The sequence below is a fragment of the Pseudoalteromonas sp. SW0106-04 genome (genome assembly GCF_001293805.1).
GTDB lineage: Bacteria > Pseudomonadota > Gammaproteobacteria > Enterobacterales > Alteromonadaceae > Pseudoalteromonas > Pseudoalteromonas ruthenica.
In genome coordinates this window covers 45,203-66,803 of sequence record NZ_BCAI01000010.1, presented here as the reverse complement: position 1 = coordinate 66,803, position 21,601 = coordinate 45,203, and the positions used below count along the sequence as shown (strand labels likewise).

The 21,601-nt window shown below is 47.2% G+C and carries 25 protein-coding genes; 11 read left to right on the top strand and 14 right to left on the bottom strand.

Annotated elements, in window-relative coordinates; translation table 11 throughout:
* Window positions 1–26: 26 nt before the first annotated feature.
* The 3 genes from W04_RS12260 to W04_RS12250 all read right to left on the bottom strand — a co-directional run bounded on the left by W04_RS12260 (window position 27) and on the right by W04_RS12250 (window position 1,423).
* Window positions 27–485, bottom strand: a complete 459-nt coding sequence (locus tag W04_RS12260) for a GNAT family N-acetyltransferase (RefSeq protein WP_053911108.1) — start codon at window positions 483–485, stop codon at window positions 27–29.
* The gene (locus W04_RS12255) at window positions 482–859 is read right to left on the bottom strand and encodes a DUF3703 domain-containing protein (RefSeq protein ID WP_053911032.1); all 378 of its coding nucleotides are present in this window, start codon (window positions 857–859) and stop codon (window positions 482–484) included. Before W04_RS12255 ends, W04_RS12260 begins: the two co-directional genes overlap by 4 nt.
* Window positions 860–940: 81 nt before the next feature.
* Window positions 941–1,423 (bottom strand): DUF523 domain-containing protein, encoded by a 483-nt coding sequence (locus tag W04_RS12250; RefSeq protein WP_053911031.1) that lies wholly within the window; start codon window positions 1,421–1,423, stop codon window positions 941–943.
* A 140-nt stretch (window positions 1,424–1,563) separates the two neighbouring features.
* Between W04_RS12250 and W04_RS19115 the strand changes: the two genes are divergently transcribed.
* Together W04_RS19115 and W04_RS19110 are read left to right on the top strand one after the other, a co-directional pair.
* Window positions 1,564–1,818: a hypothetical protein gene (locus tag W04_RS19115; protein ID WP_231658140.1), complete on the top strand. Its 255-nt coding sequence runs from the start codon at window positions 1,564–1,566 to the stop codon at window positions 1,816–1,818.
* 27 nt (window positions 1,819–1,845) lie between these two features.
* Window positions 1,846–2,181, top strand: coding sequence for an aspartyl/asparaginyl beta-hydroxylase domain-containing protein (locus tag W04_RS19110; protein WP_269432206.1), 336 nt, complete (start codon window positions 1,846–1,848; stop codon window positions 2,179–2,181).
* Here W04_RS19110 and W04_RS12240 read toward each other — a convergent pair.
* Window positions 2,151–2,663: a hypothetical protein gene (locus tag W04_RS12240; RefSeq protein ID WP_053911030.1), complete on the bottom strand. Its 513-nt coding sequence runs from the start codon at window positions 2,661–2,663 to the stop codon at window positions 2,151–2,153. The genes W04_RS19110 and W04_RS12240 overlap by 31 nt on opposite strands.
* A gap of 70 nt (window positions 2,664–2,733) precedes the next feature.
* Window positions 2,734–2,976 (bottom strand): TIGR02647 family protein, encoded by a 243-nt coding sequence (locus W04_RS12235; protein ID WP_022944921.1) that lies wholly within the window; start codon window positions 2,974–2,976, stop codon window positions 2,734–2,736.
* A gap of 171 nt (window positions 2,977–3,147) precedes the next feature.
* Between W04_RS12235 and W04_RS12230 the strand changes: the two genes are divergently transcribed.
* The gene (locus W04_RS12230; RefSeq protein ID WP_053911029.1) at window positions 3,148–4,113 is read left to right on the top strand and encodes a calcium/sodium antiporter; all 966 of its coding nucleotides are present in this window, start codon (window positions 3,148–3,150) and stop codon (window positions 4,111–4,113) included.
* Window positions 4,114–4,172: 59 nt separating this feature from the next.
* The gene (locus W04_RS12225) at window positions 4,173–4,526 is read left to right on the top strand and encodes a hypothetical protein (protein WP_053911028.1); all 354 of its coding nucleotides are present in this window, start codon (window positions 4,173–4,175) and stop codon (window positions 4,524–4,526) included.
* Window positions 4,527–4,694: 168 nt separating this feature from the next.
* Here the strand turns inward: W04_RS12225 and W04_RS12220 are convergent, their stop codons facing one another.
* Window positions 4,695–5,477, bottom strand: a complete 783-nt coding sequence (locus tag W04_RS12220) for a hypothetical protein (RefSeq protein WP_053911027.1) — start codon at window positions 5,475–5,477, stop codon at window positions 4,695–4,697.
* Between the two features lie 284 nt (window positions 5,478–5,761).
* On the opposite strand from W04_RS12220, the gene W04_RS12215 reads away from it, so the two are divergent.
* From W04_RS12215 to W04_RS12200, 4 genes are all read left to right on the top strand, one after another.
* Window positions 5,762–6,001, top strand: a complete 240-nt coding sequence (locus W04_RS12215) for a hypothetical protein (protein WP_053911026.1) — start codon at window positions 5,762–5,764, stop codon at window positions 5,999–6,001.
* Between the two features lie 269 nt (window positions 6,002–6,270).
* A complete protein-coding gene (locus tag W04_RS12210) occupies window positions 6,271–6,615 on the top strand; it encodes a hypothetical protein (protein ID WP_053911025.1) in 345 nt (114 codons plus the stop codon).
* Window positions 6,616–6,714: 99 nt separating this feature from the next.
* Window positions 6,715–7,140 (top strand): hypothetical protein, encoded by a 426-nt coding sequence (locus W04_RS12205; protein WP_053911024.1) that lies wholly within the window; start codon window positions 6,715–6,717, stop codon window positions 7,138–7,140.
* A gap of 23 nt (window positions 7,141–7,163) precedes the next feature.
* Window positions 7,164–7,589 carry an Imm44 family immunity protein gene (locus W04_RS12200; protein ID WP_053911023.1) on the top strand — a complete coding sequence of 142 codons (426 nt, stop codon included), beginning with the start codon at window positions 7,164–7,166 and terminating at the stop codon, window positions 7,587–7,589.
* Window positions 7,590–7,745: 156 nt separating this feature from the next.
* Here the strand turns inward: W04_RS12200 and glmS are convergent, their stop codons facing one another.
* Window positions 7,746–9,566: a glutamine--fructose-6-phosphate transaminase (isomerizing) gene (gene glmS / locus W04_RS12195; protein WP_022944908.1), complete on the bottom strand. Its 1,821-nt coding sequence runs from the start codon at window positions 9,564–9,566 to the stop codon at window positions 7,746–7,748.
* A 63-nt stretch (window positions 9,567–9,629) separates the two neighbouring features.
* Window positions 9,630–10,394: a DeoR/GlpR family DNA-binding transcription regulator gene (locus W04_RS12190; protein WP_022944907.1), complete on the bottom strand. Its 765-nt coding sequence runs from the start codon at window positions 10,392–10,394 to the stop codon at window positions 9,630–9,632.
* A 241-nt stretch (window positions 10,395–10,635) separates the two neighbouring features.
* Between W04_RS12190 and W04_RS12185 the strand changes: the two genes are divergently transcribed.
* Together W04_RS12185 and W04_RS12180 are read left to right on the top strand one after the other, a co-directional pair.
* Window positions 10,636–12,108, top strand: a complete 1,473-nt coding sequence (locus W04_RS12185) for a methyl-accepting chemotaxis protein (RefSeq protein WP_053911022.1) — start codon at window positions 10,636–10,638, stop codon at window positions 12,106–12,108.
* Window positions 12,095–12,613 (top strand): DUF6436 domain-containing protein, encoded by a 519-nt coding sequence (locus W04_RS12180; RefSeq protein ID WP_053911021.1) that lies wholly within the window; start codon window positions 12,095–12,097, stop codon window positions 12,611–12,613. Before W04_RS12185 ends, W04_RS12180 begins: the two co-directional genes overlap by 14 nt.
* 5 nt (window positions 12,614–12,618) lie before the next feature.
* Here W04_RS12180 and W04_RS12175 read toward each other — a convergent pair whose 3' ends face one another.
* The 6 genes from W04_RS12175 to W04_RS12155 form a co-directional block, all read right to left on the bottom strand.
* Complete coding sequence (locus W04_RS12175; RefSeq protein ID WP_045979451.1) at window positions 12,619–12,939, bottom strand: DUF6482 family protein; 321 nt, start codon at window positions 12,937–12,939, stop codon at window positions 12,619–12,621.
* A 98-nt stretch (window positions 12,940–13,037) separates the two neighbouring features.
* Window positions 13,038–14,468: an FtsX-like permease family protein gene (locus W04_RS19105; RefSeq protein ID WP_231658135.1), complete on the bottom strand. Its 1,431-nt coding sequence runs from the start codon at window positions 14,466–14,468 to the stop codon at window positions 13,038–13,040.
* Window positions 14,469–14,486: 18 nt separating this feature from the next.
* Window positions 14,487–15,443, bottom strand: a complete 957-nt coding sequence (locus W04_RS19100; RefSeq protein ID WP_231658134.1) for an ABC transporter permease — start codon at window positions 15,441–15,443, stop codon at window positions 14,487–14,489.
* A gap of 169 nt (window positions 15,444–15,612) precedes the next feature.
* Entirely contained in the window at window positions 15,613–18,006 is a 2,394-nt protein-coding gene (locus W04_RS12165) for an FtsX-like permease family protein (RefSeq protein WP_053911020.1), read from the bottom strand.
* A 2-nt stretch (window positions 18,007–18,008) separates the two neighbouring features.
* Window positions 18,009–18,716 carry an ABC transporter ATP-binding protein gene (locus W04_RS12160; protein ID WP_022944901.1) on the bottom strand — a complete coding sequence of 236 codons (708 nt, stop codon included), beginning with the start codon at window positions 18,714–18,716 and terminating at the stop codon, window positions 18,009–18,011.
* Window positions 18,717–18,726: 10 nt separating this feature from the next.
* Window positions 18,727–19,980: an efflux RND transporter periplasmic adaptor subunit gene (locus W04_RS12155; protein WP_053911019.1), complete on the bottom strand. Its 1,254-nt coding sequence runs from the start codon at window positions 19,978–19,980 to the stop codon at window positions 18,727–18,729.
* A gap of 219 nt (window positions 19,981–20,199) precedes the next feature.
* Here W04_RS12155 and W04_RS12150 point away from each other — a divergent pair, with 219 nt between their 5' ends.
* Window positions 20,200–21,597 (top strand): sigma-54 dependent transcriptional regulator, encoded by a 1,398-nt coding sequence (locus W04_RS12150; protein ID WP_053911018.1) that lies wholly within the window; start codon window positions 20,200–20,202, stop codon window positions 21,595–21,597.
* Window positions 21,598–21,601: the final 4 nt, after the last annotated feature.

The following is a 21,601-nucleotide window of genomic DNA, read 5'->3' as shown; positions in this document are numbered from 1 at the left end:
CTACTCATCTGGTAGCTAGCAGGTAGCTAGTGCCAGGGAGTTTGGTTTTCTATATACAACAGGGCCAACATGTCTTCTTCATCGTCATCCATGCCCTGTTCAATGAACCCAAATTGGCTGTAAAACTGCTTCGCAACAGGGTTGGAGGGGTTATAGCAAATTTCAATTTCGGTGATCTGTGGCTGCTCTTTAATTTCGGCAATGGCCAAGGTTAAGGCATAACGGCCATACCCTTGGCGCTGATAGCGCTCGTCAATCATGAACCGCCAAATTGAGACTTTGTGTGTGCTTTCCTGAACCCACATAAAGAACCCGATGGGCTGCTCACCCAAGTAAATTGCCCGGGTGCTATAGCCGCTATTAAACTGCGCTTCAACTAAGGACCACATGTTACAGGCCACATAATCTTGTTGCTGCTCACTTACATCAAGATCACATACAGCCTCATAGTTGCCTTTAGTAATCGCGCGCAATGACAAACTTATTGCTCCCATGTTGCGACCCTCTTTTTAGCGTTGGCGATAGTTTGAGCGTAATTTGCAGGGATGGGCATCACTTTAAATGGGCTGACATTAGCGCCACCGGTGTTGCCCCTAGGTACCCAGCCCAATGCGGTTTTGCTAGCGGCCCCGAGGACTCTTACCAATTGCCCTGTGAATTCTGGTAAAACGCGGTTACTCCACGCCCAGCGTAGCATCAGCATATGCACATAAGTATGCCAATAGGTCGATTCTTGACCCAATACATGGGCATTTTGCAAATGAAAAAACTGTTTATTGGGGTCGTTGGCATGCTGGGCTTGGCGTGCATACACCAACTCACGTAACACACTAAACCGAATGGCTTGACTAAAGGTCATGGACGCTCTTAAAAGTGAACAAACTTTCACCTAGCATACTACTTAGAGTTAGCTCCAAGGCAAGCATTAAATGGTGACTTCTTAATCGCTGATCTGTATTCGCAATTGTTTTAAGGTATGTTGACTAAACACACTCACGTGATTTGCTCGTAGCAGTGCACTCACGACCCCTTGCCCCGGCACCTTGCGAGCACCAAACTCGCCATTGTAAATGGTATTGCTACCACAGGAAGGGCTCGATTCTGTTAACACCGCATAGCGAATGTCGTGCTGTTTGCACAATGCGAGTGCCTGGCGAGCGCCTTGCAAAAATACCGCTGTGACATCCTCACCATCTGCGGTCACTATTTTAGCCCGCCCTGCGAGCACATCATCGCCATCACCCCCTACAATTTCTGCTGCCGCTCTGGGAATCGGCAAGCCCGCAGCAACCTCTGGGCACAATGGCATGATATGACAATGGCTACGCAGCCATTGCATATGTTCGCACTGCGCACTTACGCAGGTGGCGTTATAACGCACTTTACTGCCCAACAGGCAGGCACTCACTAAAACTGGGATCATCACGATAATAAATGGCTGATATCAGCCAGTAACTTAGCGAAAATATCAGCGCTCGGCTAGTAAGGCGCTGTAATGACCCGTAATGGTTAATAATTTTGAGGGTGTTGTACTAATGGCATGCTTTTTCGGCTTTTTTTACTATGTGTCAGAATCATCAACTCAACGGCCAAGTAGCCGCATTTGCGCAGCTCGCGCTCTGTTTTTCGCCATTGGATATTCTCAATTCATTGCCTGAGTTAACAACTCTGCCTTGGGTTCCTCATGTAAATACCCAACATTATCAGGGCCAGTGGGATGTTGTTCCGTTACGTTGCCAAGCCCACCATAAAAGCGCCCATGAGATTTTACAAAGCTTTAGTATTGACCAAGGCGAACATTGGACCAACTTACCGTAATTACAAAACAGTCATGCGCTTGTTGAGGTGTTGGCGAGTCTGCCTTGTCCGGTAAAAGCTGTGCGACTCATGCGCTTACGAGCCGGCGCGGAAATAAAACCCCATCAAGACCCAGGGCTCGCACTGGAATTCGGCGAGGCCAGATTACACTTGCCATTGCGTAGCGACGAGCACCTTATATTCAACGTAGCTGATCATCGTGTGCCGATGCAGTGCGGAGAGCTTTGGTATCTCAATGCCAACATGACACATAGCGTGCACAACCGCAGTACTGAAGACCGCATCAATGTGGTGATCGACTGTAAAAGTAACGCCTGGCTTACTCACCAAGTTTATAACAGTGCTAATTGCCTGTGGGTATAAGCGTCATCGCGAAACCAGTGTTGCATAACGGGAAACCCCTGTGGTTGTTCGGGTGCAAGACACATAAACCAACTATAAAGTAGCGGCACACCAGGGCCTGGGTTAGTGCTAAAGGCAGTAATTAAGTTAGCGGCAGCGCCGCGATAGCCGTGTTCGTGAAACACGACACTAGGCGGCAGACCTATCGCTTGAAGTGCAGCCCACGACCACGCCATTGCCGCCATTTCTTCGCCGCCTTGGTGCCCCCATTTTTTAACATCACCGCTGAGTGTGGCGCGGTGATGCCGGTCTGTAACCGCTAAGTGCCCAGCTTCATGGAGTAAATCTCCTTCATGGGCTAAGCGCTTTTTATCAATCACTAATATCCCTTGATGAATATTGATACCCGGAAGAAAGCTTTCTTCAGCCACTGGCGCAAAGCGATAAGGCAGCTCGATATCATCAAAGAACTGCAAAATAGCAGGCAAGTGAGTGTGCACCATGATCACCTCGTCAACTGTTGTGATGCTTGCAGCTTACAGCGGCGACACTCACGCGTGCTATTACAGGCCATTACCCGGCTTTTGAGCTTAATGCCGCGTAGAGAGTGTCTAAATGTTTCACTAGGTCGAGACCTAAATCGGTTAAATAACCCCCATCGGGACTATCGGTAATGCCTTTATCGAACAACCGCTGCGCGGCATCACGCAACGTTGCATCAGCATCACTGTGTACCTTTATGCCCTGCATGTGGCTAGCACGTGGAAACTTTGCCAACAGCTCCATTTCATCAATCATGGTTTTATTTATGCGCACGGTGATTCCTTATAATTGTTGTTGCTATCACTTTAATGCTAGTTGAAGATCAAATTTATGCTGCTTTTTTAAAGTACTTTATTTCTTGCTAAGTAGATGAAAGTAAATGCTTTACAAGGGCAACTAATGCGCCCATATTAAGGCCATAAAAGCCAAGATGGCGGAGGAACAATGTTGCTTGCAATAACTGCGATTGTAGCTGGTTTTATACTACTGGTTTACAGTGCCGGACGCTTTGTAGACGGCGCTGCGGCCACAGCGGCACACGCAGGGTTACCCACTATTTTGATCGGTATGCTTATTGTCGGGTTTGGCACATCCGCACCGGAAATGGTTGTCTCGGCGATGGCTGCGAGTGATGGCAATCCGGCGCTAGCACTAGGCAACGCTCTTGGCTCAAATATTGTCAATATTGGCCTAATTTTAGGGGTCACCGCACTGATTGCTCCCATCACAGTGCACTCGAATATTGTTCGCAAAGAGCTACCACTGCTTTTGGCTGTGGTGTTGCTGTGTGGCTATTTGCTCTACGATGGTCAATTGACCACATTCGACGCCACCTTGCTGCTTGGTGGCTTTGTTAGCGTGGTGGCATGGTCAATATATTCAGGCCTGCGCCACCACAACGATCCACTGGCAAGCGACACCGAGCAGGGTGTCACCAGCCAAACCATGGGGTTAAAGAACGCACTGTTTTGGTTAGTTTGTGGCTTAGTGGTTCTAGTGCTAAGTTCACGCATATTAGTGTGGGGTGCGGTGCAAGTCGCCTCGGCATTGGGAGTCAGTGATTTAGTCATTGGCCTGACTATTGTCGCTCTGGGCACTTCACTACCAGAGTTAGCTGCGTCTATTATTGCTGCGAAAAAAGGCGAGCATGATATCGCCATTGGCAACGTGGTAGGCTCGAACATGTTTAATATTCTTGCCGTTATTGGTATTGCTGGAGCGATTGAACCCTTCGGCCTTGGCGCAGATATTTTTTATCGTGATTGGGGAGTGATGCTGGTGTTAACGCTTGCTTTGCTGATCATGGCCTATGGCATCGGCCGTCAAGGCCGTATCAACCGGGCAGAAGGTGGGCTTTTGCTCAGCGGTTATTTCGCCTACAACGGCTACTTGCTGTGGACCTTAGTGTAAATCGCGAATGCGAGCAAACCCACTCTCTAATCATTGAACACCTTAGTTAAGGACAACCAATGCAATATAAGAAACCATATTATGCAATTAAGGCACTCGCTGTTTTATCTTTTGCTGCCATTGCTTTTACGTATTGGGGAGCCGGTCTGGCTCTGTTATTGCTGCTATCGCCCTATGCTATCTTGTATTTTTTGGCCAACAGTCACTGCTACCGCAATAAAAAATTAGCCGTGATGCGGGCCACGCCGGCGATATTCAGCTTTTTCATCATGCTGGGATTAGTGTTTGGGATTCAATCAGACCCACAGTCAGGTATCGGCGTTATGCTGGGCGTAACGGCGCAATTGGCCTCCATTAGCCTCGCCGAGTTAATCATCCTGTTTTTCTTGCGAACCCCAGAATATGCACCTTAAATCTGTACCATAAACGCATAACAATTATCCTTTGATAAAGTGTGCGCAGCAATCAAGTACTGACTTGGTGATGCAGGTGCTACACGCCGGTGCCTCTACCCACCATAGTCGGCAGGTGCTCACTGGCTTTGACGTCGCCCTAGGTAACTAGGGCAATGACTGCTAACTCTATGGGCACGCAGGGTGTTCTAAAAGCACTTGCGTGACAATTTGCCCAAACAGTGCTTGCTGCTGCTGGTCTAGCTCAAGCGCCGGATTATAGGGAATCGCGTCCGCCAATTCGCCAGTAATGATCTCATAAAAGGTCATTGCAGTGAGCACCTTCCCTGCATAAGATGCATGATTACCATCTGCATGATGTAACTCAACCGTTGGCATAACCTCTAATACACGGTTCCAAACCAGGCCTACGGGCGCGACACAACTTAGCTCTTGTTGACTAATTGATTGATGTAAATTGTATACCCGCTCTGCCTCAGAGGGGTCACCACGTTGTGGGTGCTCTGGAAATAATATCGGCGTGATGTTGTTTGATTTAGCCTTTGCGATTAAACGCTCAGTTGCGTGTGTTGGATAGTCAGTTGCGCCGGACTGAGAGTACTTTTGCCCTTGAAATATGGCGTGGCTCCAAGTGCTTTTATCTAGCTGCTCTACGTTTTCAGTAACCGCAGCAATTTCATCTAAAAACCGCCCGCTGATTGTTACCGTTTCAATCGTCTTATTTGGAAGTTGGTCACTGATCAGTGTTTCAATGATTGAACCTAATTGTGAGCTATGACTGTTACCATAAATAACCAACCGATAGTCAGCAACCGCACTATTATCAACGATGTTACCTGTCGGTGTTGGTGTCAGTTGCTTTGGCTCATCATTTTTTGTACCAGAGCCACAGGCTGTTAGGTTAAGCCCAATGAAGGCTATGAAGGAAATAGCTAAAGGTTTTATCGACATGATCACCTCCCTGTTGCATTGCGCAAAAGCGCATAGACGATAGATATATGATTCTTTTCGAAAATACACACATTAGTAGGCAACTGCAACAGTAAAATAGCACAAATAACATGCAGCACCAGATAAAAGAATCAAAGGTTCACTATGATAATTAAGCGTAGCAAAACCTAATATTGGCAATAACTTACATTATTTGATATTAATAAATCAGCGACCAAAGCAAGCTTATCATCATCTTAGTCAGCGGGGGTTTTGTGCGCAGTTTTGAAAGTCACGGAGGCCATATGTCTCAACAGGAAAAGGTTGCAACATGGTTAATGCTAGTGATTTCAAGCGCTGTATTTATTGCTGCAACATATACAATTGGCTCGCTTATTGGCAGTCTGTTTATCACCGCAACGATTGAGCCATCAATTCTGCAAATCGGCATTATTTGTGGGGGGATCACAGCAATATCAGTATTTATGCGTTGCGTGAAAAAGTTAAAAAATAATGCTGAATTAGCTCGCACCTCTAGGTCATAACAGAGGTAGCTTAGAGCAAGCGACAGACGATCATCCACCAAAATCACAGTAATACACCCATAATCGTTGAGTTTCTCCCATAGTCAGGAAAACGACCCTCTGGGTCGTCTTTGTCGAGTCCTCGTTTGGAGCTATGTCACGTAACTTCAACGCTGGTAAGTATTTCCTAAATTTGCTATCAATGGTCTAAGGACTAAAACGAGACAGGTTGCGGCAGAAAAACGACCCAATCGCTCGATATTAAATTGTTAGGCATTCAAGGAATGAGTATGAATCAAGTTTTGTATGACGAACTAAAAAGAGTTGCGAGAGGAAGAGGGCTTACCTACTACAGTCGAGTTGCCCCTTTGGTAGGACTTACGATGGAAAGCGAAGAAGACCGTGATGAAATTGCTAGGCTACTCGGTGAAATAGCTAGGCATGAACATCACCAAGGGCGCCCGATGCTAACCTCCTTAGTAATCCATAAAGGCAATGACAATAATCCAGGAGAAGGCTTTTTCTCAATCGCCACTGAGCTAGATATATATTCTGGTTCAAGAGATCAACTAGAAAGAGTTACGTTTTGGTCAAACCAAGTAACTGATGTACATAATCACTGGCCAAATGCCTAACAAGTCAATTAAAAATCGCCCGCAAAAAGCGCGGGCTGGACTCGCTAACGCTCGCCTTTTATTGAGGCGTTAAGTAGCCAAGAAAAGTATGGCGTCAAAATGACCTACGAAGAATTTTATTACAGCATTGATTGCAAGTTTCCTTACCATCAAGAAAGTGAGTGGAAGCGAATTATTGGTCAATCAATTGAAATAGGTGAAGACGCACCTTTTCTCGTGCTTCACGAAATATGCAGAATTCCTGCCTCGGAGAAGTTGGGTCAAGCCAAACATATGGAAATGTATGAATATTGGAAGCAATCGTTTGCCAGCCCTGTGCAGGACATCGTTGAACCAGCTTCTCTTTCATACATCAACAAAACTGAGATAACAGACTCCGAAGCACTAAGTATAATGGAGAAACTTTCAGCGTTTCCAAAATCCTATAATGCGCTTCAAGTTGTTTTGTTTTCGTGTCCAGATGATGATGAATTGGTAGACGAAAAATATGAAAATATTGTAGCTCAGTGGAAATCGGCTGTTTAACAAGTTACTCAAAAGGAATTGTCGTGAAATTCTTCTTAAGTGGTGAAATTGATGGAATAAAGCCGCAAGACCAAATCGATAAAAAGTTTCAAGCTGCTAGCAACTACGTTACTGAAAAGCTGACTCCAATTCTTGAGGTAGAAAACTACGGCAATGAAGTGGCTGAACTAAATATTATTCCAATAATCGTAAAGCTATCCGATGAAATGGAGGCTGCTGGTTGGCATAAAGAACGGAAACTTTTTAAAAGAAAATCACACTCAACTGACTTCCGTTTGCGCATTGATTATGATGAATTTTGCAACTGTAATGACGAACAAAGGATCAAATTACTAATCGGTAACATTGTCGAATCTGTTCGTATACTTAGTCAGCGTGCAAACAAAAGTTTTGACGGTCAGCGGCTAGAGTCTGATATTCTAAATTGTTTTGGCGTATCCGTTACCTAACAAACGCACTAAAAAAGATGTCTAACACTTTATGCCGTTGCACTGTCCACTTCTGTCACTGCGCTGACCGTTGGGATAACTACTAATAACCGTTCGGTCTAACACTTTCTGCCATTGCAACAAAAAAGGCGCTTTCGCGCCTTTTTCACTTTCTTCTTATTCCACCGTTACCGATTTGGCTAGGTTTCGGGGTTGGTCAACGTCAGTGCCTTTAATAACCGCAACGTAGTACGAAAGCAATTGCAGTGGAATGGTATAAACCACTGGGGCAATGATGTTTTCCACATGGTTTACATTGATTACGCGCATGGTCTCATCCGATGCAAAGTGTGAGTCTTTATCAGCAAACACGTAAATGATACCGCCACGGGCACGCACTTCCTCTACATTCGATTTCAGCTTTTCGAGCAACTCGTTATTCGGTGCCACGACGATGATCGGCATATCGGCGTCAATCAAGGCTAATGGGCCATGTTTGAGCTCACCCGCAGCATAGGCCTCGGCGTGAATGTAGGAAATTTCTTTGAGTTTCAATGCCCCTTCCATAGCAATAGGATACTGCGAGCCACGACCTAGGAATAACGAGTGGTGTTTGTCGGCGAACTCTTCCGCTAACTCCTCAATGCCTTCGGCTAGGGTCAACGCTTCTTCAAGCTTGTTAGGTAAGGTCTTAATCGCACTTACAATAGCACGTTGATTAAGACCTTTTTCTTGGGCGATAGACGCCGTTAGCATCAATAAGCCAACCAATTGTGTGGTAAAAGCTTTTGTTGAAGCCACGCCAATTTCAGCCCCTGCTTTGGTCATAAAGGCTAAATCAGACTCGCGTACCAGCGATGAGCCCGGTACGTTACAAATGGTCATCGACGCCATGTACCCCTGCTCTTTAGCCAAACGCAAGGCAGCTAAGGTATCAGCCGTTTCACCCGATTGGGAAATCGTTACTAATAGGCTATTTTCGTGCACGAACGATTCGCGATAGCGGAATTCTGAGGCAATTTCGACATTACAGCTGACGCCAGCAAACTGCTCGAGCCAGTAACGCGCGACCATTCCCGAGTGATACGAGGTACCACAGGCGATAATTTGCACGTGTTTTACGTCTTTAAAAATTTGCGTTGCGCCCTCACCAAAGGCATCGACACTGACGCGCTCATCGTGTAAACGACCATCCAAGGTATTACGCACTGCCAATGGCTGCTCGTAAATTTCCTTCAGCATATAATGGCGGTAGTCGCCCTTGCCAGAGGCATCTTGGGTAATGTTAGACTCCACCACTTCACGCTCAACACTGTGACCGTTGCTATCGAATATTTCCACGCTATCGCGGGTAATACGTGCCACATCGCCCTCTTCTAGGAAGATAAAGCTGCGGGTCACAGGTAATAGTGCAAGCTGATCAGAGGCAATAAAGTTCTCACCGAGTCCTAAGCCGATAACCAGCGGGCTTCCTGAGCGCGCAACAATCACTTCATTATCGTTGGCTTTATCAAATACCACCGTGCCATAGGCACCTTCTAGTTGCTTCACCGCCGCTTGTACGGCACTGAGCAAGGAGTTGTGCTGTTGGCGCAATTGATGGATAAGGTGCACCATAACTTCGGTATCTGTTTGCGATACAAACTCGTAGCCATCGCCTTGTAGCGCTTCGCGCAAACTGGCATGGTTTTCGATAATGCCGTTATGAACCAGTGCTAATTCACTGTTAGAGACATGCGGGTGGGCATTAGCTTCGGTAACGCCACCATGGGTCGCCCAGCGAGTGTGGGCAATGCCCGTTGTGCCGGAAACATTGGCTTCATTGAGCGCACTTTCCAACGCCGCCACCTTACCCACAGCTTTAACGCAATTTAAGGTGCTTTGTTGCGATAGCGCTACGCCTGCTGAATCGTAGCCACGGTATTCAAGGCGCTTAAGGCCCTCAATTAAAATTCGGTTCACAGGGCGTTCGGCAACAGCCCCTACTATTCCACACATAGATTCTCCATTTGCACAGTATGTGTTGTTAAAAAGCCCGATGTTGTCGGTCGGGTTATGTGTTTATACCTTGGCGCAAATTAAATGTACGCCATGCGCGCTGATCTCTTGGCGCAAGTCTGCAGCCAAGGTGTTGTCGGTGATCAGAGTGCTGACCTTGTGCCAAGGCAGTTCTAAATTTGGGATACGGCGGCCTATCTTGTCAGACTCCACCATCACCACCACTTCACGGGCCGCTTCAGCCATCACTTGGCTTAGGCCGATAAGTTCGTTGAAAGTAGTGGTTCCACGGGAAACATCGATACCATCAGCACCGATAAATAAAGTGTCGAAATCATATGAGCGCAATACCTGCTCTGCTACTTGCCCTTGAAAAGACTCTGAATGTGGGTCCCAGGTGCCACCGGTCATCAATAAGGTCGGCTCGTTCTCTAACGCCAGCAAGCGATTTGCAACATTAATGGCATTGGTCATCACCACTAGGCCTCGTTTGCTCGCCAGTTCAGGGATCAAGGCGGCGGTGGTGCGCCCGCTATCGATGATAATGCGGTGATGATCTTTAATAAGCTGAGCGGCTGCCTTGGCAATAGCGCGTTTACGGGCTGAATCTTGCGGCTCTTCACTGGCCACAATTTCATTGGGTAAGGCAATCGCGCCACCGTATCGGCGTAGCAAGAGGCCGTTTTTTTCAAGTGTTGCTAAGTCCTTTCGAATCGTAACTTCTGATGTTTGCAGCTGCTCCGCTAACGCCTCTACTGAGACTTCACCCACTTCATTAACTTGGCTAAGAATAGTATGGCGGCGTTGCTGGGTATTGCGCTTAGTCATTCAGTTATACTTAAGTTTCGATTCGAAAGATAAACCATTATAGTCGAAACTTTATGTTAAGCTCAATGCACAAATGGTATGCGCATAAAAATAGTCGCAAAACCCTTAATTTCGGCTTAAGCACAATCAGTGAGTGATCAACACTGATACGAGCAACGTAATAATTTCATTACTTAATTTGCGCTTGCTCTCGCCAGCGCCTAGCCTAAAACAACGGAGTGTTTAATAAAGGAAGTTCAACTTGGTTAAATCCTCATCATTGTTCATATCGCTGTTTATTATTCTCACCGTTGAGTCACTCGCACTGGGTTTGTATTACGACAACATCGGGCAAGGCTTAGTCATCAGCTTTATTATCGCTTCTTTACCTATATACCTGCTTAAAAGCGCCCCGCAAAGTCGGCTGACACACCATGTGAGTGCTGCCGCATTGATGATGTTCTCATTTTTGCATATTCATCAAGCCTACGGCCTGATTGAAGTGCATTTTGAGATTTTTATCTTTATGGCGATTTTGGTCATTTTTAAAAACTGGCGCATTTTTATCACCGCACTTTTATTAGTCGCTGCGCATCACATCAGTTTTTACTTTATGCAAACGGGCGATGTAGGCGTTTACGTATTCGATCCACAAAGACTCGCCTTTAGTACCGTGCTTATCCACGCTGTATACGCCACAGCAGAAGCACTCATTGCTGCTTATATCGCACACATGTTGTATCAGGAATATCAAGGTGGAAAAGCGCTGGAGTCTGCCATAGAGAAGATAGCCCGCGACCCAATGAAGCTAGACCTTTCTGTGCGTGTTGATGCGAAAGATAGCAATGCACTGGCACAATTCAATACCCTACTCGATCAACTCAGTAGCGTTGTTGATTCGGTCCATAAAGAGCAGCAAGCGCTTATTCAAGGCGCCACCAAGGTGGCTGAGCTACAACAATTACTCACCCAAAACGCCGAACATAAGCAAACGCAAAATAACCTGATTTCTCAAGCAGGAGAGCAGGTGAGTGATGGCTTTAGCCAAGTTCAAAGCCAAAGCGAGCACGTGGCCGACCAATACGCGATGATCTCAACGCAACTGCAAGGTGCCATGAAAGAAGTCCATGAGACCGATGCACAAAGCCATGCTTTAGCGCAAATGCTCGACACCACGCAGCAGCAGTTAAAGGATTTGGAGTCTAGCTGTGCGCTTATCTCTAACCTGCTCAATGACATAAATGCCATTGCCGAGCAAACCAATCTATTAGCATTGAATGCCGCTATAGAGGCAGCCCGGGCGGGCGAGCAAGGCCGGGGCTTCGCGGTAGTCGCCGATGAAGTAAGATCGCTTGCCAATACCTCAAAGCAAGCCACCGACAAAATAGCGCATACGCTTAAAGATCTGGTCGCTAACAGTGATAAATCGACCACCTCCATGGGGCACTGCATTGATAAAGTGAATATTGTCGAGCAACTGAGTTCCTCGGTCCTGGAGGCTATCTCAGCGGTGGAACAAACCATGATAGTGATTAAGGATGATTCTGATAATGTTAAAGAAATTGTTTTGCAGCAAGCCAGTAATACTCAGCAAATAGCCCAGCAAAGTGTTCATGTACGCGAACTATCAGAAAAAGACAGCATCAACATCCATCAGCTTGATGAGCAGGTGGCGAACATGCTCAATGCTTTAGATAGTTTGAAGGCTCAGGTATCTCGCTTTGTCCAGCGCTAACAAACAAATATTGAAGTTGGTTATCAGCGGCCTATGGCTGCTGTGCAGTGCAGTGGCTTTGTGGTTTGTGGCCGAAAAACGGGCCACTGTGTTTGATCCAAACAACATGTTGCAGCAGCCACAGTGGCAACGCTCGTTACTGCCGATATTGGCGGATATTGATAGTGAAAAGCACCGCACCACCTTGCTGTTGGTGGGCAATGAGCAATGTCATTGCCAACGAGTCGCTGCGCCTCACCAAAATAAGATCATAGCTGATGCTCGCCGAGCAGGAATAAAGGTTCGCCAGGTCGATGCATCGTCACTGCCCACAGGCCTACTGCCTGCTGTGCCCGCAGCCATTATGTTAGCGCAAGGCAACGTGCTTTACGCTGGCCCCCTCTCTGTGGGGCTCGGGTGCGCCATCGAAGATGGCATTATTGATACCGTTATAAGCAACTACGAAAATGGCTTTCACAGCTCGATGCTAGTAAGCAAGGTCTCTGGCTGCTACTGCCGTGTGTAGCAGCGCTACACCGTTGAGCCGGCTCGCTTGAGCTGACGAATTTCCATATTGCTGATGCCATCACCACAAAAATCACTGGGTCCTATTTCTTCATACGCAGACTGCATTTTCAATAATGCTTGAGTCGCGCCGAGTTCGACCAGCGCACACTCGGCTTCACGCAAAGAATTAAAGGGTTTCAATGTGTCGTTGTTATCGCTCAGAATATGATAATTACCGTCGGTATCAAGGGCTCCGGCTAAATAATGATTAGCATCGGCGTAACTAAGGATGATGGCGCGATATTGGCTATCGGCTAACGCGGCTTTAAGTTGATTTGCTTGCATAGGTTGCACTCCTCACTCTATTAACTGTTAAACGCAGCAACAGCGGGAATGGATTAAAAAAAGCGCACTTTCGTGCGCTTTGAGTAGGGTTGGGTTAATTATTCATAGCGCAGCGTTAACGAAGGCCGGGTGCTAGCCGCTCTAAAGGCGAGGCTAGCCACAGTTAACCAGGTGATCATGGCTACCAAAGCGGCGGCGACAACGTAAAACCACATAGCCTGATCAATACGCTCATTAAAGTTGGCCAGCCAGTCACCCACTAGCCAGTAGGTTAACGGAAAGGCAATGGCAGTACTTATGGCCACCAGCAGTAGGAATTCTTTGGCGAGCAAGTTAACGATACTTAACCTAGATGCACCGAGCACTTTGCGCACAGCCACTTCTTTTTGACGGCGTAAGGTAGAGAATGCAGCTAATCCAAAGGTACCTAGGCAGGTTAATAAGATTGCCAAAATACAGAAGATGGCAACTAAGGTAGAAACACGTTCATCGTTTTTATATAACGCGCGGTAGTTATCTGCTACCAGCTCAATATCAGCATTGTGCACATTTAACTGGTCACTGACGATCTGCTGCACCTGCGTTTTTACTGCGTTAAGCTGGCTCGGCTCAAAGTTAATAATCAACTTGCCCTCGTTGGCCCAGCTAAAGCCGCACACCAAGATTAAAGGCGATGCCGAAGCCTCACGTGCTGAACCAATGGTGACATCATTGATCACGCCCACAATTTTGAGCACTTCTTGGTTGTCTCCGGAGCTGCTGTAAAGCTCTTTGCCAATGGCTTGCTCAGCACTGTCATAACCGGCCACTTTAACGAATGATTGCGATACCAGCACCCCAGCCCGGCCGTTGCCATCGTCGCCTAAGCTATGCCAATCACTGCCGTAGTCGGCGCTCAGGTCGCGCCCAGCAATAACCTCTAGCCCAGCGGTTTTAGCAATATTAAAGCCCACGCCAATAAAAGGGATCACAGCATCATTTAACTCACCGTTATCCGAAGTCACAGTAAAGCTGGTGTTGAATGACGAGGTAAAAGAGGCATCGGTAATGCTGCTAGAGATCACGCCAGGTACAGCATTGATGCGCTGATTCAAGACATTGTTGTGCTTGAAGTACAATTGCCTAGCCGGGATATCATCCACCTCTAAACGGTGTTGTTTTTCATAGCCAACCGCCAACGATTGCAAGTGACTAAGTTGCTGATGCAAGGAGAATGCACCGATGATCAGGGCAATAGATAAAGAGGCTTGCAAAGTCAGCAACAACTTGCGCACCAAAATAGCAGTACGACCGCGCTGAATATCACCGCTGAGCACGCGTTTCGCGCTAAACGCTGACATAAAAAATGCGGGGTACGCGCCAGCTAACACGCCCACCGATACCACGACCGCGACTAAAATAATGCCAAACTCTGAAAAATAGTTGATCACCAAAGTGCGTCCTACTAATTGGTTAAACGCTGGTAATGCTAATTCCAGTAGCGCGCACGCAAGCACCGCTGCCACACTGGTTACCAATAAGGATTCCACTAGGAATTGATTAATAATTTACGCCTTGCTCGCCCCCAGCGCCTTGCGTACACCCACCTCTTTGGCTCGTTTAGCCGACTGCGCGATGCTCATATTAATGAAATTAAAAGCCGCCAACACGATTAATAGAATACTCAGCGAAAAGCTGATCAACACCACGGTGTACGAGCCATTTTCTTTAAGCTCATAACGGCTATCGGAATGCAGGTGAATGCCAGGTAAGTGCTCAAAGGATAAGGTCACGAAACCGAGCGACTGATCTGGGTAAACAAGTTCAGGGTAAGCCTCGGCAAAACGTGCTTGCTCGGCTTTGATATCAGCGTCGGCAGCAAAGCGTACATACACATAAAAGTTATTGAGCTGGTAATTAGGATTTTCGTCCTGCATTGCCACTAACCCGGAAAAAGCAAAGTGGGTATTATCTTGCAAATCGGCGAATACGGCGGTAACTGTGTAGGTCGTTTGCCCTTTGCTCAAGGTCTCACCAATGGCATTAGCCTGGCCAAAAATACGTATGGCTTCATGTTCGCTCAACGCGATTCTGTTCGGTGCGCTCAGCGTGCGCTGCAAATCACCAAACAGCACATCGAGCGCAACAAAGTCGGTGATATTGGTGCCTGTGGCAAATAAATCTTTCATTTTGTAATAGTTGCCATGAGCACTAAAATCCCCAGATAGCCGAGGGTGCATTTTCAAGGCAAAGATATCCTCTACCGCACCATTTTTTGCCACCTCTTGCGCTGCGTAGTAATTAGTAATCGGCGCATTCACTCCCATTTCACGAAAGTGTTGCGATAACCGATAAGTGTGCTCAAAGTGGGGCTGATGCGCGTCTACACTGGCCTCAAAACGGGCAAACAGTGCCATTAAAATAGCCGCAGCCAAGCCCACCGCTAAGCCAAATACGTTTAATAGAAAATGTTGTTTATGGGTTACGAATGCGCGTAGCGCAGCCGATAAGTAACTAGTGAGCATAGGTGGACTCCTGCTGATGTATATACAAGCTGAGTAATGCCAATATCTGTCTGCTTCGCGCGCTATTGTTCGCCACTTCGAAGTCGTTATTGTTGTTCGCCGGCATATTGCATATGTTTTTTATCATTGTGATTTTTTGCGGCGACGCCCTAACGGCGCCGCCTACACCTTATTCGTATCTCAGTGTTAACGAAGGGCGCGTACTGGCCGCTTTAAAGGCTAGCCCCGCAACCGTCAGCCAGGTAATACCGGCAACAGCGAGAGCGGCGATGCCATACACCCAGATAGCCTGCTCAATACGGTCGTTGAAGTTTGCTAACCAATCACCCACCAGCCAGTAGGTCACTGGATAGGCTATGGCAATGCTCAGCGCCACTAGCAGTAAGAATTCTTTAGCTAAAATGTTGATAATACTAGTTCGAGAGGCACCAAGAACTTTGCGTACAGCAATTTCCTTTTGTCGGCGAATAGTCGCGAATGACGCCAAACCAAAGGTGCCTAAGCAGGTTAAGAACACGGCCAACGCAGTGAATATAAAAACCACTTGCGACACGCGCTCATCGCCACGCAGTAAGTTTTTATAGTCCTCTGAGAGTAAACTGATTTTAGGCTCATAAATCTTGGCATGATTGGCTAATACCGTTGTTACTTGCTGCTGAATGTATGGCAAGTTTTGCTGATCGATATTCATTATCACCTCAGCCACAGGGCCATAACTCAGCCCACATAGGAACATGATGTTCGAGTTTGCATCTTGGGCATTGCCCACTTTTACATCGGCTACCACGCCGACCACTCGCATTGCCATCCCTTGCCCTTGAGTGGTAATGGTTTTACCCACCATCTCACTCGGCTGTGAATACCCCGCTTGCTTAGCAATAGATTCGGTTACCAAGGTGCCAACCTGAGTGGTACCATTAATTCGCTGCGCCCAATCACCAGCATACTCGGCGCTAAAGCCACGACCGGCAACGAGCTTAAGACCTAAGGTTTCCACAACATTAAAATCGGTACCTATAATTGGCGTTAAGCCTTCGGTGCTCTCACCATTAGGCCACACCGGTGCCACGGTATTGTTGATTGAGACAGTGAGCTGAGTATCCACCACACTGACATTGTTTACGCCTTCAATTGCAGCGAGATTTTTAACTAAGGCACTGGGCTCTTTGGTCAGCACCATTTTGCGCGGCAACTCAGAGATAACTAAGCGCTGTTGCGTTTCATACCCCAAAGGTAAGCTTTGTAAGTAGGCTAATTGCTGCTGCAAAGTCACAGTGGCGATAATTAAAGCTATAGATAACGAGGCCTGCAAGGTAAGTAAGCTCTTACGAACAAATATTGCGGTATTACCTCGCTGTAAATCGCCACTTAACACCCGTTTCGCGCTAAATGACGAAATAAAGAAGGCAGGATACAGCCCTGCAAGTAAGCCCACCGCTACGGCCACTGCCAGCACCACAACGCTAAACATAGAGGCGTAGTTAACCACCAGCTCTCTATCTACCAAGGCATTAAAACTAGGGAGAATAAGCTCAACAGCAATGCACGCGAGCACCATAGACAGCAACGATACCAACACCGACTCTGATAAGAACTGCGTCACAAGCTGAGCTTTACTTGCACCTAGAGCCTTGCGCACACCCACTTCTTTGGCGCGTTTAGCCGATTGCGCCACGGTCATGTTAATGAAGTTAAAGCCAGCGATAAGTATCAGCAATACACTCAGCCCGGCACAAATTACCACCACCTGCTTAGCACCCCCCGTTTTCATTTCAAACGGTGATTTAGCGGTTAAATGCAGATCACGCAGTGGGTGTAACTCAATGCTCACCTGATAGCTTTCATCGTTAGCGAAGTACTGCTCTGTGAGCGTTTGGGCCAGAGCCTGGGTGTCGGTGTTAGGAGCCAGCTTTAAATACACATAGCTGTGGTTGGCACGCAGGTTTTCCGGGTTATGTTCAAAATAGGCCAGGGACTTAAAGGCAAAATGGGTGTTGTCGGCCAAATCGGCGAACACGGCTCGCACGGTGTACTGGCCATGCTCGTGCACCAAGGTTTCACCCACTGCATTCACCTTGCCGAAGATACGCAGGGCCTCGGATTCGCTCAATGCCAAGCCATTTGGCGTACTCAACGCCTGACTTAATGAACCATCTAAGGTGCGCAAGGCAATAAAACGCTCAATATTAGCGGTGGCGCCAAACAAGCCATCCAACTTATAACCTTGAGAGCGATAGGTCACATTGGCAGGGGTGGCCTGAGTTTGTTCTGACAAAGTTAGGGCAAACACATCCTCGATTTGACTGTAACTTTGCGCATTTTTTGCCTGCGTGTAGTTAGAGATAGGGATCACCGCCAAGCCAAGTTTGCTAAAGTCTTGGCCCACGCGATAAACCCGCTCAGCGTCGGGCTGCTGCGCGTCATAGGAAAGCTCATTGACGGCAAAAAGCGCCACCAAAATAGCTGCGGCTAAGCCCACGCTCAAACCAAACACGTTGAGCGCGAAGTGCTGCTTTTGTAGCTTAAAAGCACGCAGCGCTGTAATTATGTAACTTAAGATCATGGCTATGCCACCTCTGTATTAACCGCAGGGTTAGCGGCATTGGCTTTATCCACCATGATTTGGCCATCAAGCAGTCGAACTAGGCGGTCGGCATAGTTCCCTTCTTTCTCTGAGTGCGTCACCATGATCACTGTGGTGCCCTCGCGATTAAGTTCACGCAGCATGGTCATGACTTCATCCCCGTTTTTAGAGTCCAAATTACCGGTGGGCTCATCGGCGAGGATCAGCTTAGGGTTAATTACCAGTGCTCGCGCGACGGCGACGCGCTGCTGCTGACCACCGGAAAGCTGTTGCGGTAAGTGATCGCCACGGTGATCGATGCCTACGCGCTTTAAAATAGCTTCAACACGTTGCTTGCGCTCAGCTTTATCTATTTTTTGATATTGCAGCGGCAGCTCAACGTTTTCATACACGGTGAGCTCATCGATAAGGTTAAAGCTTTGGAACACAAAGCCAATACTGGCTTTTCTCAGCTGCGCTAATTGCTTTTCGTTGTAGCCAGCAATGTCCTCACCCAGAAACTCAAACTGTCCGCTAGTTGGCGAATCAAGCATGCCAAGGATAGATAACAAGGTAGATTTACCACACCCTGAAGGGCCCATAATGGCCAAGAAATCACCCTCTTTAACGCTGAGGTTAATATCGTTAAGTGCAGTTGTTTCAACGTCTTGAGTACGAAATACGCGCGATAAGTTAGTTAGCTTGATCATCATTGTTCCTTTAAAATTGTAATTGTTGTGCTTTATCGAAGTTGGCGTAGCTTGAGGTGATCACTTTGTCACCGGGCTCAAGGCCGCTGAGCACTTCGTAATAATCTTGGTTTTTTCGACCTAGGCGGATGTCGCGGCGAACGGCGCCACTGTTATCATCATTCATGACATACACCCAGTTGCCGCCTGAGCTGCTAAAGAATGCGCCTCGCGACAACAACAGCGCATTATCTTGACTGCCGCCAAGCATCAGCTCGACATCCAAGCTCTGTCCCCGTTTTATGTTGCTCGCTTGCTCTGGCAGTTCGACTTCAATTTGAAATTGTGATTGCTGTACGCGACTGTCTATTTTGGTGACTGTGGCGCTGACATCCCCTTGTTCAAGCTCAATAATGACCTCCATACCAGAGCGTACTTGGCTGAGATAAAACTCATCTAAGCGGATCACTAGCTTGTACTCATTGGGTATATCAATCTGACCTAAACGCGCGCCACGGCTCTTTGATGCGCCAATTTCGACATCCAACTCACTCAAATACCCATCTACCGGGGCAGTGATCAGCAAGTTATCGAGGTTGCGACGCGCAAACTGAAGGTTTTTCTCGAGCATTTCAGCACTATCTTGTAGCTGTGCCAACTGCACTTCGCGAATGCTTTTCTCTTGCTGTTGGCGCTCAATAGTGAGCTCTTTACGCGCTTGATAATAAGCCAAATCTTCTTTTAGCTCAGAGAGCTGCTCTTGAGAAAGCATGCCTTTTTCTACCAAAGGTGCAGTTTGCTTAAGGCGGCGAGTTAGGTGGGTGATTTTCAGTTCAATTTCTAATAAATCTCGGCGTAAGTTTAAGCGGCTGGTCTCCATATTCATCTGGGTGTTACGCAGAAAGTTAAGTTGCTCAGTAACTTGTGCTTCCCGGCTCATTACATCAAGTTGTAAATTGGTGTTACTTAAACGCACCAGAGGCTGACCTTTTTTGACAAACTCACCCTGCTCTACAAGACGCTCTTCCACCTGCCCACCGGCAATGGTGTCGAGATAGATGGTGGTTTTTGGTACTACTTGCCCACGTAAACTTAGTGCATCGACAAATTCGCCTTGGTTCACGGTGCTTACCGTTAAATTACTGGCATTAACCGTTTGGCTACGACCTTGTGAAGAGCTTTGACTAAACCCGTACGCAGCGGCCGCAACACCGAGAGCAATAACCGACATTGCGACTTTCTTCGCGTGCTTTTTTAAGCCTGATGATTCTATTTTTCTATCCATCTCAGTCATCCAATATATGTGTTCGCTATATAAGGGGTAACTATCAAGCTCCGTGCCAAAATTTAATTTTCATATATTTCAGTGCGTTATTGTTAAAACAAGATTATTTTGAGCAATAAGGTGTCCGCTTATAGAACACCTCAATTCTTTACAGTGCCCATTTGTGGACAGGGAATGAATAACTGGGGTAGGCTAAAAAGAAAAAGCCAAGGCAGGGATATGAAACAGGCAGGCTCTATACTAGTGGTTGATGACAACCCCGATATTCTTATCGCCGCGCGTTTATTACTTAAACAGCATTATCAAAGCGTTAAAACCACTGACAACCCTTTTGATATAGAAGGTATTGTTAACGAGCAACAACAGGCTGACCAGCCCATTGATGTGATTTTATTGGATATGAACTTTACCCAAGACTCCATCAGTGGCCAAGAGGGATTCTACTGGCTAAAAAAAATCGCCGCACAAGACCCCACTATCGTGGTGCTGCTTATGACTGCATATAGCGACATTCAACTAGCTGTAGATGCAATAAAGGCTGGTGCCGCAGATTTTATCGCCAAGCCGTGGCAAAACGATCAGCTGTTAGCCAGTGTCGCTGCGGCTTTTAGCCACGCCAAAGACAAGCGCCAAGTGGGCCAGCTCAAGCGCCAAACCCAAGGCTTAAACGATGCATTAAATAGCAATAAGTTTGCCTTTTTAGGGCAAAGCGATGCGATGTTAAAAGTGTTCGATACCATCGAACGAGCAGCCCAAACCGACGCCAATATTCTTATCACCGGTGAAAGTGGTACCGGTAAAGAGCTCACTGCCCATGCTATCCACCAGCAAAGCCTACGTCATAGCGGCCCTTTTATTAGCGTTGATATGGGAGCCATGAGCGCATCACTGATGGAGAGCGAATTATTTGGCCATAAAAAAGGCGCTTTCACTGATGCCAAAGAAGACCGCGTTGGCCGCTTCGAACTCGCTGGCGGTGGCAGTTTATTCTTGGATGAACTAGGCAATTTGCCGCTGGAGCAACAAGTGAAGCTTTTGGCAGCATTGCAAAATCGGCAAATCACGCCCATTGGTGGTAGCAAAACCATCGATGTCGACATTCGTTTAATCAGCGCCACCAATGATAATTTACATGAGGCAGTCGGCGAAGGCCGTTTTCGTCAAGATTTACTGTATCGAATCAATACCGTGGAAATCGCCCTGCCGCCGCTGCGCGAGCGTCATCAGGACATTCCTTTACTGGTTGACTACTACCTCAACCATTTTGGCCAAAAATACAAACGCGAACTTAGCGTTAGCAACTCCAGCATACAGGCGTTAAGTAGCTATCAATGGCCAGGCAATGTACGCGAACTAGCGCATGCAATAGAGCGAGCGGTGATCCTCTCTACCGGCACTGAGCTAGATATTGGCTCAGTTATTAGCGCACCGGCGACCACCGGTAGCGTAGCACCACAGCAAGGTGAGCAATATGATACCTTCAACCTAGAAGAGCTTGAACATCGCGCAATTCGCGCTGCACTCACTCACTTCCAAGGTAATGTGAGCCACGCCGCTAAAGCATTAGGGCTGACTCGTGGTGCCATGTATCGACGCTTAGAAAAATACGGGCTTTAACACT